This window comes from Enterococcus sp. AZ071 (assembly GCF_050499065.1).
Lineage (GTDB): Bacteria > Bacillota > Bacilli > Lactobacillales > Enterococcaceae > Enterococcus_A > Enterococcus_A ferrettii.
The window spans coordinates 1,732,882-1,746,042 of the sequence record NZ_JBIPAS010000001.1; the positions used below are offsets into that span (position 1 = coordinate 1,732,882).

12 protein-coding genes are annotated in these 13,161 nt (G+C 39.6%); 3 read left to right on the forward strand and 9 right to left on the reverse strand.

The annotated features are described in order from the left end of the window. Window positions 1-4: 4 nt before the first annotated feature. Window positions 5-1,276 (reverse strand): cytosine permease, encoded by a 1,272-nt coding sequence (locus tag IGI49_RS08530; protein WP_429964156.1) that lies wholly within the window; start codon window positions 1,274-1,276, stop codon window positions 5-7. A 219-nt stretch (window positions 1,277-1,495) separates the two neighbouring features. After that, window positions 1,496-3,058: a PucR family transcriptional regulator gene (locus IGI49_RS08535; protein ID WP_429964157.1), complete on the reverse strand. Its 1,563-nt coding sequence runs from the start codon at window positions 3,056-3,058 to the stop codon at window positions 1,496-1,498. Window positions 3,059-3,286: 228 nt separating this feature from the next. Between IGI49_RS08535 and IGI49_RS08540 the strand changes: the two genes are divergently transcribed. Together IGI49_RS08540 and IGI49_RS08545 are read left to right on the forward strand one after the other, a co-directional pair. Beyond that, window positions 3,287-4,711 carry an amino acid permease gene (locus IGI49_RS08540; protein ID WP_207701069.1) on the forward strand — a complete coding sequence of 475 codons (1,425 nt, stop codon included), beginning with the start codon at window positions 3,287-3,289 and terminating at the stop codon, window positions 4,709-4,711. 131 nt (window positions 4,712-4,842) lie between these two features. Beyond that, entirely contained in the window at window positions 4,843-5,544 is a 702-nt protein-coding gene (locus tag IGI49_RS08545; protein ID WP_207701068.1) for a DUF554 domain-containing protein, read from the forward strand. Between the two features lie 12 nt (window positions 5,545-5,556). Here the strand turns inward: IGI49_RS08545 and IGI49_RS08550 are convergent, their stop codons facing one another. From IGI49_RS08550 to IGI49_RS08580, 7 genes are all read right to left on the reverse strand, one after another. After that, window positions 5,557-5,934, reverse strand: a complete 378-nt coding sequence (locus IGI49_RS08550; RefSeq protein WP_429964158.1) for an ACT domain-containing protein — start codon at window positions 5,932-5,934, stop codon at window positions 5,557-5,559. Then, entirely contained in the window at window positions 5,935-6,351 is a 417-nt protein-coding gene (locus tag IGI49_RS08555) for a GNAT family N-acetyltransferase (RefSeq protein ID WP_429964159.1), read from the reverse strand. Window positions 6,352-6,382: 31 nt separating this feature from the next. Beyond that, window positions 6,383-7,123 carry a hypothetical protein gene (locus tag IGI49_RS08560; protein WP_429964160.1) on the reverse strand — a complete coding sequence of 247 codons (741 nt, stop codon included), beginning with the start codon at window positions 7,121-7,123 and terminating at the stop codon, window positions 6,383-6,385. Then, a complete protein-coding gene (locus tag IGI49_RS08565; RefSeq protein WP_429964161.1) occupies window positions 7,113-8,114 on the reverse strand; it encodes a hypothetical protein in 1,002 nt (333 codons plus the stop codon). Before IGI49_RS08565 ends, IGI49_RS08560 begins: the two co-directional genes overlap by 11 nt. A gap of 122 nt (window positions 8,115-8,236) precedes the next feature. Further along, window positions 8,237-10,000, reverse strand: coding sequence for an ABC transporter ATP-binding protein (locus IGI49_RS08570; protein WP_429964162.1), 1,764 nt, complete (start codon window positions 9,998-10,000; stop codon window positions 8,237-8,239). Next, entirely contained in the window at window positions 9,993-11,723 is a 1,731-nt protein-coding gene (locus IGI49_RS08575) for an ABC transporter ATP-binding protein (protein WP_429964163.1), read from the reverse strand. The genes IGI49_RS08570 and IGI49_RS08575 overlap by 8 nt, the downstream gene beginning before the upstream one ends. 169 nt (window positions 11,724-11,892) lie before the next feature. Continuing rightward, entirely contained in the window at window positions 11,893-12,276 is a 384-nt protein-coding gene (locus IGI49_RS08580) for a VOC family protein (RefSeq protein ID WP_429964164.1), read from the reverse strand. Between the two features lie 68 nt (window positions 12,277-12,344). On the opposite strand from IGI49_RS08580, the gene IGI49_RS08585 reads away from it, so the two are divergent. Further along, complete coding sequence (locus IGI49_RS08585; protein WP_429964165.1) at window positions 12,345-13,088, forward strand: class I SAM-dependent methyltransferase; 744 nt, start codon at window positions 12,345-12,347, stop codon at window positions 13,086-13,088. The last annotated feature ends 73 nt before the right edge of the window (window positions 13,089-13,161 follow it).

The following is a 13,161-nucleotide window of genomic DNA, read 5'->3' on the forward strand; positions in this document are numbered from 1 at the left end:
ACTTCTATTCCTCCACTTCACGAATGTTGGTTGACTGCTTCACAAAAACCTTATTGCCGATCAAATAGCAAATAAACGATAAAACAATTCCAATCAACGGCTGATTCGGTAATTGGGGCAAGCTTGGAAAGAAACTAAAAATTACCGGCGTACTAGCAACCACCGCACCGATTAACCAAGAGATAATCCCTAACCAATTGACTCCAGCTACTGGATGCCATTTCCCTGGATTTCCCTTTTGGACTACCCAATAAGAAGCAATCATTACACCTGCCACCGCAGGAACCATTGCCGACAAAACTGACATAATCGGTACAAAGTAATTTAAAATCCCGACAACTGCCAAGACGGTTCCGATTCCACCAGCCACAGCAACTGCCATTTTTTCTTTTTCCTTGGAAATATTGAATACATTAATCATCGCCAAACCACCCGAAAAGGCATTTACTGCATTGGTGGTCCAGGTAGCAAGAATCAAAGCAATTACCCCTAAAATTGGTGATCCCAATCCCATAAATACTTCAGCAATATCCGCAGTACCAGCAGTCAATGTTAGGATAGCTCCAACACCAATCATCAATACACCCGAAGGTAAAATTCCTAAAATTGCTGCCTTAATAACATCTCCTCGTGAAGCACAATATTGTGAATAGTCGCCAGCAATTACTGCTCCTAAAGCAAAAGAGCCAATCGTAATCGCTAAGCCTGACGCCATCGATACATCGCCAGTTCCCTGGTAGCTAAAAACTTCACTTACTGAGCTATTGCTAATCGATACGATTACTCCATAAATACAAGTTACAACTAAAACCGGTACCGCCACATAATTCAGGATATTCAAGAACTTAATTCCATAAAGTGCTGACACCAGCATAATGACACCCCAAATTAAAGAAGAAAGCTGTATTGGTAATTGAATTCCATAAATTGCTAAAAAAGTTGTGAAGGCCTGACCACAAACGTTGGCCTGAATTCCAAACCAACCTAAGCAGGCAATCATCAAAATAATCGAAATAATCTTTTGTGAACCTACCCTGCCGAATACCTGTGAAGCCATGCTGACCGTCGGCTTATGTAAATCCGCTCCCTGCATTCCCTGCAAGATCATTAATATGACAATAATACCGTAACCTACAAGCCCTACTAGTAAGGCTTGTAATAATGACATGCCTGAAACCAACGTACCACCAATCATTAAGCTTGGTACACAAATCATTGCACCGGCCCAAACAAATGCTAAACTCTGCCATGATTGATTATTCTTATCTTCATTCATGTCTATTCCCCCCTTATGTTCTTACGATTATATAAGATGAAAGCGCAACACGTCTTTTGCATAATGAAAAAATTATGGCATTATTTTGTTTAAAATGAAAAAAATCTCATTTTAAACCGATTTTGGGTGTCATGCAGGTCGAAAAACAGTCTTTCTACTGATGAATGTGTACAAAAAAGAGAACCAAAATGCTTATCAGACAGTTTGGTTCTCTCATTCTTAGTCATTAATCACACAATAAATCATACATGCTAAATAACATTCATAGCTTTCAGAAAAATAAGTAATATTATAGCCTAGCAGCTCGCTGATCTTTTTAATACGATACTTTACCGTGTTTTTATGGATAAACAGCAGCTCACTGCAGCGTTGGAAATCAGCGCTGGCATCCAACAGGTAGCAGCAAAGAGTGGTTAAGTACTCTTTGTTGTCAATAATCGGTTCCAAAATCGACAAGCATTCCTCCACCTCAGACTCACCTGATTGCACAAGCTTCAAGGCATACGCGACTTGGCGAATCTCACTAATGGAGAAGTTCTTACGGTCCTTGTAGATTGATGGCAATTGATCCGAAACCTCATTCATCAATTGATAAGTATTCCGAACATCTGTGGTATTGCGCATTCTTGGGCATAAAACAATACTATCAATCATCTGCTGGTACTGAGTAATTCGCATAAAATCGTTACTAAACTCAATCTCTGAATCGTTATGGCGGTAATTACCTAATAGAACGATTAGGCGATTTTCTACCACCTGAACAACACAGGTTCGATAATATTTCGCTACATGCTCCAGCAGCTCCTCCTTGATTTCCTTCTCCTGTTGAAGATTGTTTAATTGCAGCAGCCACATCATATCAATGGCCTTAACATCTACTGATAAGCTCTTGGCTAAGCGATACATTTTCTCGCTTTCGTCATTTAGAATCGCCTGCACCAGCGCATATTCGCTAACTTCTCCGTGCTTTTTCCCCCACAGGTTTAAGGAAACCCGAACCAATTCTACCGATTGCTCACATTCTACCTGCGTTAATAAAGTATGCTCGCGAATTATATGAAGCTTCAATACGCCATTGTCTTTATGATAGATCTCTTTATAATAGAAAGAATATTCATCCTTCTGTAGCTGCAAGCCATCTTCAATCGGATTTTGCTGGATAAAGTGGATAACATCCATTGTAGACGTTCTAGGCCATTTAATTTGGTTAATCACCTCTCCATCGGCATTGGTCAACACAATATTAGCCCGCAACAAATCTGATAATATTTTTAGCGTCATTTCCACACTTCGTAAATGCTCCGGTAATAATGAGGCTTTTTCCAGTACCTCATTCACGATATTGTCCGGTGATTTTTCCTGTAGAATTTCCATCATTATTTCAACAATTGCTTCGTTGTAACGCAAAGAGACATTGTTTTTAGGCATTTGGATGATAACAAAGTCCAATTCTTCGGCAACCTCAATAACTTCCTGTGATAGTTCAGGAAGAACAATCCCTACATAATAGAGCAATAAACCAATTTCTCCAATACTGTGAAGATAACGAACGGCCTCACACTGTTTCTTTACATCATTCCGAATGCTAAAAAATGAGCTAATCACAAGCTCCCCTGCATAATATTCATTCTCAAAGGCAATTTCTTGCGCAAAAAAATCCATATCAGAAACCTCTAAAAAAGATAAAGAAGTCACTGTACTGGTTAAACTGTTATGCCCAGCAATCACTTTTGCTTCCCGCAGTGAAGGCAGCAACAATAAATCTTTTAATTTTACTCCCATTCTAATCACCCCTTGATCTTTTTTTTAAGATAACAAATTAGAGAATACTTGTCTATGGGCCACGAGTAAATAGTTTTCTCCTATCGGTTGACGAGTGCTATTCTTTTATGGCAAGATAAATCGTATTTTAATATGAAAGGAAGTTTCCTTGATGGCAAAAGACTATCGAAATAAGCCCCCATGTGGTGAAATGTACTCTGGCATTTAATCATATAGGAGGTTTCTTAGATGGAAGAAAAGAAAAAATTTATTTCCTGGCCGGTATTGGCCTTGATGTCCTTTGTCACAGTTATTGGCTTTGATGATATTATTTATAATTTTGCCAATCAAGGAATGGGGGTTATTACCTCTTGGATCATTTTACTGCTTTTATATGTCATTCCTTATTCATTAATGGTGGGGCAATTAGGCTCTGTCTTCAATCATGAGGGTGGTGGACTTAGCTCTTGGGTACGGGGAACCAGCGGCGACCGTCTGGGCTATTTCACTGCCTGGACCTATTGGGCGGCTTCGATCCCCTATGTTGTGGATACCGCTAATGCCGTGGTCGTCGGCTTAGGCTGGCTGATCAACGGCAATGATTCGATGGAGGACACTATGTCCAACTCCATGTTTGCCCTACTGACCTTCGTCATTTTCTTAGCCTTCATTTTCCTGCAACGGCATTTTAAAAAGTCACTTGAGGTCCTTAGCACATTAGGTGGCGGAGCGATGTTTATCCTGTCGATTCTGTTTGTCTTCATGACCTTTACTTCATTGTTTATGCCCAATGGTCATGTAGAGACGCAGCCCATGACCTGGCGGACGCTGCTGCCGAAATTCGATCTGCATTATCTGACAACAATTGGACTGTTGATTTATGCGATTAACGGCGCTGAGCTGGTCGCTCCCTTTGTGACTCGCATGAAGAAGCCTACGCGAGATTTTCCACGGGCGATGGTAATGCTGACGGTTATGACGATTTTCCTGACCGTCTTTGGATCGTTTTCTTTAGGTGTCTTCTTTGATGCCCATCATTTGCCAAACAATTTAAAAATGAATGGCTCCTATTATGCCTTTCAACGCTTAGGGGAATTCTATCATTTAGGCAACACCTTAATGTATGTTTTTGCTGTCACACAAATTATTTATATGTGTGCCCTGCTAGCAGTTTTGTTGGATGCTATGACCCGAATGCTGATTTCAGACACCGGCAAGCAATTTTTACCGAAAAAATTGACTAAGCTGAATGCTGAAGGCTTGCCAATTAATGGCTACATTTTAACAACCAGCTTGAGTGCCTTCATTCTACTGCTAGGGGTTTTCCTGCCTGAAATGAATGACATCTTTAACTGGTTATTGAACCTGAACGGCATTATCTCTCCAGGTGTAACCTGCTGGATTTTCTATGCCTTTATCCGCATTCGAATGGACAGCCATAAATTTCAGTCAGACTACGTATTTATTAAAAATGACCGGAGAGCCATATTTGTCGGCTGGTGGTGCTTGATCATTACCATTTTAGCAACCGTTTTTGGTATTCTGCCGCAGGATGCTGCCTATGGCTCCTCATTGTTCTGGCACGAATTAATTTTAAATATTGTTGGTATCGTGGTATTAATTGGCTTAGGCTTTGTCATGCCAGCCTTGGCAAAACGTGAACAACAAGTGTAAGAGTGGCGTCCTTCCACTCTTTTTTCATGTAGTTGTTTTAAAATATGACAAGTCGTGGTAGTATGTTGAATAACTGAGATTTTAATGTTTCTATCATAGAAAATTTAGAATTGCTGGAAAGGTGTGACAGAATGCTGTTACTGGGGTCAATCGTTAACGGGTTAGCAATTATTGGAGGCAGTCTCTCGGGAATTGTCTTGAAAAATATTACTGAACAGACCAAGGATACGGTCACTAAGGGGATTAGCTTGGGGGTTATTGCCTTGGCTATACAAATGGCCATTCAGGCAAGCTCCTTTATTTTAATTATTATCAGTATTTGTATTGGCGGCATGATTGGGGAATTTCTAAAAATTGAAGACAGCATGACTCGTCTGGGACTATTTTTGGAACGTAAATTTGCTCGCGGCAACAGTAACTTCGCCGAAGGATTCGTGACAGCCACCTTGATTTACTTAATTGGTTCAATGGGGATCATCGGTGCAATTGAGAGCGGTGTCGCTGGAAATCATCAGACCCTGTTCACAAAATCCGTGATGGATGGATTTATGTCGATTATGCTGACGGCTTCGTTAGGAGTAGGTGTATTATTTTCAGCCTTCCCTGTGGTTTTATACCAAGGAGCCATTACTATTTTTGCCAGCTTTATTGTTAAATATTTGCCCCAAGAGCTGTTGGATATTTTGATGCATGAAATCAGTGCCATCGGCGGATTGATGATTTTAGGGATCGGCTTAAACATCATTAAGCTGACTAAAATTCGTGTATCCAACTTTTTACCGAGTATTTTAGTCTTAATCACTTTTTTAGTTGTTCAATATTATTACTTCTAAACCAACGAGGCCTTATGCCTCGCTGGTTTTTATTTTATACCCGTTTGTTGCCAATACCTTTAAAGCGGCATCAAAATCATTGCGCTTAATTAGCACGTAATCCGTATTGTAAGTGGACAACGCAAACACACTGATTTTTTCTTCAGCCAAAATACCGGTAATCTTAGCTAAAATCCCAACCAAAGCGAAATCTAATACGCCCTCAATTTTGAATCCCCGCCAATCATCTTCTCGTTGAATTGTCTCTTCAGGTACCATCTTCGTGGGAGCTACTACCGAATTTTCTTCATCGGTTGCCCCAATAAATAAAGGACGAATACTCAAATCAATCTGATTCAAATTAGACACCTGAAAAACTGATAACTCCTCTGTCATTACAACTAGTTCCATTTATTTTCTCCTTTTCACAAAATAATATTTGGTCATCCCAGTCATCGGAACATCTTCCAGCTGGGCAAATTTTTGGTAACCATTTTTCAAATAAAAATCAGCAGCCTGATATTCCTTAGTAGTTAAGGTAATGGTGTTCATTCCTAAAGAAAAAGCTTTCTGCTCCATCGCCTTTAGCAGCTGACTGCCCACACCGGAATGCCGAGAGTTGTTATCAACCGCCAGCATAGAAACATGTAAGGTTTGGTACTGATACTTCGCAGTAATTCCTCCAAGCAGCTGGTCCTCCTGCCAAGCTCCCAGAGCTATTTCCTTTTCCTCTTTCATCTCTTGTGAAAAGAACTGACGGTATTGTTCAGCAAAAATTTCTGCTAAAAATGGACGCAGCTCTGACTGATTCGCTTCTCTGATTTCCATTGGCAACCTCCTATTATAATGTTCTGTGAATTTATTTTAACATAGCATTAAGCAGCTCGAAAATTCCCTGTCGATCCAAAAGGATATCCTCGTTTTGAGGAATGATGGAAAGATCACTTTCCAAGAATTCAAGAAAACTATTCATATCCTGTTGAATAGTTCTAGATATAGCTACCTTTTCCCTACTCTTAATTGAACCAGTTAATCGTGCAATATCATTTAAGTGCTTTTTTATATTCTTACTGTCAACAGCCGCACCTTCCTGTCGTCTTTTGGTTAAGTCTAGCCAAGCTTTGGCCTTAAAAACAATCAGGTACTCATTGTTCAGCACAGAATACCCCTTTCTTATCCTTCGACCTTTCTTCAGTAAATCATAATATTCTGGGTCTAATACTAAAGCGGAGAGGCTCATATCTTCCTCAAAATGGACTGGGGCTATCCTTCCGTATCCAGCTAACCAGCAAGGTCTAATGCAGAACAATTCAATCATTTTAGGATACCCTTCCTTCACACTAGTAAACCGATACAATCTTTCCTCTCTGTCGGATACACCAGGAGTATACTCTCCCTCTTCTAAAAAGTTTGTTATTACTTTAAAGAATGTTTGATCTTTCTGCTCATCCATAATAACAATGTCGTAATCACGAGTAGTTCGGCTGTTTATATTGTATTCAGCTAAAACGATAGCTGTTGCTGTTCCACCAATAAGAACATAGTAATCTTCAAATCCACTAAACGCGGCTAAAAATTTTGGACTTTCGTTAATCGGCATCCTTTTCCTCCAGCTTTTTTATAATCTTAGACTCCAAGTTTTCTAGTTCAATTTCAACTCTTGGATCATCGTTGTCTTTTAACGACAGCAATAAAGAAATAGGATCTACTAATGAATCAACTATAGATAACGGAGCGTACTCCCATAATTGCAGTTCAATATCGTTTTTTACTTTCTTGTCCAAAATAAATTGTTTTCCGCTAGGGTCTCCTTTCATTATTTGTTGATACGTTCTCTTTGAAATAGCAAAAGCAGGGGGTGAGTCATCCAACATAGATAGCTTACTTAAGGCCGCTAGTCCAGCCAAATTAAGCTCCTGCTTAAACATCCGATTATCCATTAATTGATTAAAGTAGTTCCTATTTATAAATACGCATTTTTTAACCGGATTGTTCAGCAAATCCAAAGATTCTTGAAAAATATCTTTCAATCCTTGATTGAATTGATAAAGACCATGCTTTGAACGTAGCCATTCTCTGTTAGTAAAACTTTTCAATACTCGATATACCGTAGCTATTGAAAGATGTAGCTTCTCCGAAATTTGAGCAGGAATAATTGTAGTGGTCTCCTTAAGTAGTAAATAGATAAACACCGATTGTTCACTAGGCGATAACTTTTGATCCTTAAAAACTGGTAATTCTGTCGTCAATACAGCTCCCAGCTGCGGAAGAAAAAGATTTCCTATGTAATCCATAAAGGGAATTCTAGCTTTTAATAAGAGTTTTTTCGTTTCCTTCGAAATTTTGGAAAAAACTAGCACATAGGGCAGTTCTGCAATCTTTCCCATCACTTCTGCTTGTTTTATAAATGCCTCAATTGATCCTGATCGTTTTTCCTTAATAAGTAAAAATGAAAGCTGTGGTTCCATGAGCATGCCTTTTGACAGTTCGTACTTCGCTTTGAAGGCTAAAGGGATATCTAACTGAATATCTGAAAAATCTAAAAACAACCCCATGTCTGTCAGTATCTTGTTAAGTTTATTTATATTCATCGTTTTTCCCCCACGGCAAATTCTCATTCTATCTGTATTTTATCAATATCTATGAGAATTTACAAATTCTACGAGAATTTAGAGTTACAAAAAGACCCTAGCCTTAGCCAGAGTCCTCCTGCTTATTTTGCTTCTTCTAATTCCATTGGCTCTCCAACTACCCAAGTCCGAGCAACCTTTTGCTCGTGGATCATTTTAGCATACCAGCCTTTCATTTGACAAAGCTCCTGATGCGTTCCTTTTTCCAAAATCTCGCCCTCTGATAGAACGATGATTTGATCTGCGTTAATAATTGTGTTCAACCGATGAGCGATAACCACAACGGTTTTTTCAGCCATCAGCCGATCCAAAGCCAAATTAATTTCTTTTTCATTATCGGCATCCAAGCTGGAGGTGGATTCATCCAGCAGTACAACTGGGGCATCCTTCAATAAAGCACGAGCGATTGATATCCGTTGTTTTTCTCCACCGCTTAAGGTTGAGCCGCCCTCACCCACCATCGTATCATAGCCATTCTCCAGCTGCATAATAAACTCATGACAATTAGCCAACCGACTAGCCTTGACTACCTCCTCCATAGAGGCCCCTGGTTTGGCAATCCGAATATTGTTCAAAATCGTATCATTGAACAGGTAAACATCCTGCAGTACACAGGTAATCTCTTCTGTTAAAGCATCGGGGCGAATTTCTCGGACATTCTCACCACCAATTGTGATGGTTCCTGTTGAGACATCCCAGAAACGTGAAATTAAACTGATCACTGTTGATTTACCAGAGCCGGAAGGTCCAACTAACGCAGTCGTCTTGCCATCCTCTACTGTAAAAGTTAAATTCTTCAATACTGGAACATCATTTTCATAGCTAAAAGAGACATCTTTAAAGTCAATTTGGTGATCCATCCCCTCAAAGCTTTCCTTCGTATAGGGCAACGGCTGTGTTTCAAAAATCTGCCGCAAATTATCCGCTGATTTAGCAATGTACTTTAATTCTGGATACAGCATACCAATTATCATCAATTGACTAGAGGTTGATACACTCAGCATCAATACCGCAATGTATTGTTCTGGTGAGGTATTGCCCTGCAACAGCAGATTCGTTCCCCAAATCAGCGCAATCGGAATCATAAAAGAAACAATAGTCGAAAAAATCATGACATAGGGCATCATGGATAATTCCACTCGAATCGATGATTTTTTCAATTCATTAAAGGAATGGTCCAACCGTTTGAATTTTGTTCCTGTCAGCTGGTACAAACGGAACGTTTTAATTCCGTTAATGTATTCAACCACGCGAGAAATTACATCGTTCATTTTTTCCCGATGCTCAGGTGCAATCTTATGTCCAACCGCCCCTCCTTTAATCATTAAAGGTAAAGCAACCAGAATCATTACCACCATCACCCCAGCAAAGCGAAAATCAATGATTAAGGCACCCAGCATGCAGACACCCACACTGAACATTGCCCGAATAAAATCTGTTAAATTGTGGGACAATACCTGCTCAAAATCAGAAATATCGGTAGAAAAGTAGCTGGTTAACCGTCCGACACTGTTCTGATTGAAATATCCCGAGTTCAATCCGCGAACATGTTCAGCCAATTTTAAACGCAAGTCAGTAGCAATTGCCGAACTGTTCATCTGCAGTGAGTAAAAAACATACCGTGCCAAAATTGCCCGAATAACAAAAACGATTGCCAACACTGCCAAACCTTGGAAGAAAAACGTCTCAGTAAATCGCTGAGACACCAAATTTACAATTGCCAAAATCATGACTGAATAAAAGACCATATTCAAAAAGGCATCGAAAATCGACAACATAATCGGTTTATACAACAGCTTAATATTATCTCCAGTAACAGCCTTCACATTTCGAATGATACTAATCATTTTGACCCTCCTCTGCATAGATAGCCCACAGCTTCGCGTAGCTTCCTTTACGATGCAGCAGCTCTTCATGCGTTCCCCGCTCGATAATCCTTCCTTCGTCAAAGACACAAATCTGATCGGCATGCTTAATGGTATTCAGACGATGAGCAATCATGATCGTTGTTTTATTTTGCAGCAGCTCATTTAATGCCAGCTGAATCTTCCGTTCATTTTCAATATCGGTAAAACTGGTCGCTTCATCGAAAATTACCAGCGGTGCATCCTTCAAGATAGCTCGAGCGATACAAATCCGTTGTTTTTCCCCGCCAGACATTTTTATGCCCGCTTCGCCCATTACTGTATCGTAGCCATCTGGCAAACTCATGATAAATTCATGAATTTGAGCCGCCTTGGCTGCCACCTGAACTTCTTCTTCCGTTGCCTCATCTTTACCAACCAAAATATTCATGCGAATGGTATCACTCAGCATAAATGCATCCTGAAAAACAAAGCTCATGGATTCCATTAAGCTCGACTCGTCGAAGGTATCAATCGATTGACCATTTAAACGAATCTGACCTTTTTGAATATCCCAAAAACGCGGAACCAATTGGGCTGTTGTTGATTTCCCTGAACCAGATACCCCTACAAAGGCCGTTAGCGTATTGGCTGGGATCGTTAACGAAACATCATGCAGTACTTCATCCTCCTCATAAGAAAAATGAACCTTTTCAAAAGCAACCTCCACTTGATTCAGTACCTGATGAGTAGACCCAAAGCCCTGCTGCGGCAAATCCATAATATCCTTGATTTTTTCTGTTCCAGTCAAAATCTGACTGATCGCCACCGCAAATCCGCTTAAGCTTTTTAAGGAAGAAAGAAAAACAATACTCATGATCAAGAAAAATAAATAAGTCGGTAAATCAACACTGCCCTGTAAATACAACCAGCCCCCTATTGGAAAGCTAAACAATAAACCAGATTCAATTAGAACCATAAATAGTCCATAGGGCCATGCTTGTGCGCGGGTACAATCCGTCCACATTTCATGGTATTCCTCCACCGTGTCAGAATACTGTTTGAAGCCTTTCGCAGTTACATTAAAGGATTTCATGACATTCATCCCATTGATAAACTGCATAATAGAAGAATTCAACTGACCGATCAGCTTATGATACCAGCTCATGTATTTCCCGCTGGAACGCATTCCAACAGCCAACACAACAGCTCCAATTACAATTGGGATAAGCAGACATAAGGCCAACCCGACATGCAGCGTACATAAATAACCAAACATCAAAATCGGAACCACTAAGGCCTTGGCCAAATCTGGTACCTGATGGGCCAACATCGTTTCAATCCGTTCGGTATCTTCAATGATGGTTTTCTTCAGCTTTCCAGAAGTTGTTTTAGTGAAAAACCCTAAATTTAATGTAGCAATATGAATACTCAGTCGTTTACGAATTTCATATAACGTATTAAAAGCCCCAATATGAGACAATGAACCACTGATCAACAGCGCTACAAACTTCACAATAATAGCTATCCCTGCGTATATGGCATATTGCATCGCCAAATCAATATTGGGATTATTCCCAAACAGAAACATCAGCACACGATACAACATCACTAACGGCACAAAATCCATAATTCCCGAAATAATACTAAAAATGGCAGAAAACAGCAGCAAAATACTGGATTTCCCAGCCAATTTAAACAAATACCCAACGCTTGCCTTTTCCATACGAATTCCTCCAAAAACTTTAATTGATAATGATTCTCAATCTCATTCGAATTATTACATATGTTATTCAACAAGTAAAGAACTTTCTAGGTAGTTTGTGCAGTTATATTCAATTTTCTCTGGAAATAAAGAAAAAAGACAAGCCGCAGCCTGCCTTCAATCATTTTATTTATTCAGTTATCTCAATCTGAATTCCTTCCATTGCTACAATTGCCGATTCATAGTACCCATCCCCAGTAGTGCGCGGGCCAGACAATACTTGATACCCCTCGGCTAAGAAACGTTTCGTCAGTTCATCAACCTTTTCTTTGCTGCCAACACTAAAAGCTAAATGGATCAATCCTGCTTGGTATAGAGCAGGCGCTGCCCCCTCAATCTCAGGTCTGGTCATTAATTCTAATCGTGAACCATCGTCAAAGCTAAGGAAATACGTTTTGAGACCCGTTTTAGGATTATGATACTGATCATTACTTTTTGCTTCAAAATATGTTTCAAAAAATTCTCGCATTCCTTCTAAATCATGGACATACATTGCTACGTGCTCGATTTTCATCCAATTCCCCTTTTCTTTTTCTCTATTACCACTAATGGTATACTATTCGACAGAAAGAAGGAAGTCTCATGACCGATGATTACTTAAATGAGCTTGAACAATTTTGGGATGAATTTGCCGATGAATATGAAATAATTCAGCAGGAATCTCCGTTTCCAATTGCTGAGAAACTAAAGCAATTCCTCTTGCAACAAGCGATTTTGCCTGCTCATTCTTTTCTTGATTTAGCTGGAGGAAGCGGACGCTATTTAGCGGAGTTTCAAGATACTGTTGAACACTATACGTTAGTGGATATTTCTAATGAAATGCTGGGGATTGCGAAAACGAAGCTGCAGGATTCTGATGCGGCTTTTGTTCATCAAGATCAAGAAAGGTTTTTCCAGTCTGCTACTGAAACCTTTGATGTGGTCTTTACCGCCATGAATCCTGTGTTGCTTACCAAAGAAAACCTTTTAGCCTTCACTGCTCAAAGCCATCGTTGGTGCTTGATTTTTAGATTAGTTCAACAAACTGATAATATCTTTTCACCTTATGAAGAAACAGATACAAAGCCGAATCTAATGGAAAACTACAAGCAAATCCTAAAAGAGAGCGGTATCTCTTACAATTCTCAAGACTTTACGTTTACTTACAGCGAAGAAGTAACACGCGATTTTTTTGAAGCTTATTTTGAAAAGGAGCTCTCTTTGAAGAAAATAAATCAAATTGTCGAAAAAATCTTTGGTCTGTCCGAAACACAGCTGAACTTCCAAACGGTTTGTTATCAATTGATCTATTACTTAGTACCAGACTCACCACTAGTTAAAAACTAGTGAGAGTTTCCCTTTACCAAACGAAACCCTACAAAAATAATTATTATCGCTCCAGCTATATTTATACCTGAAT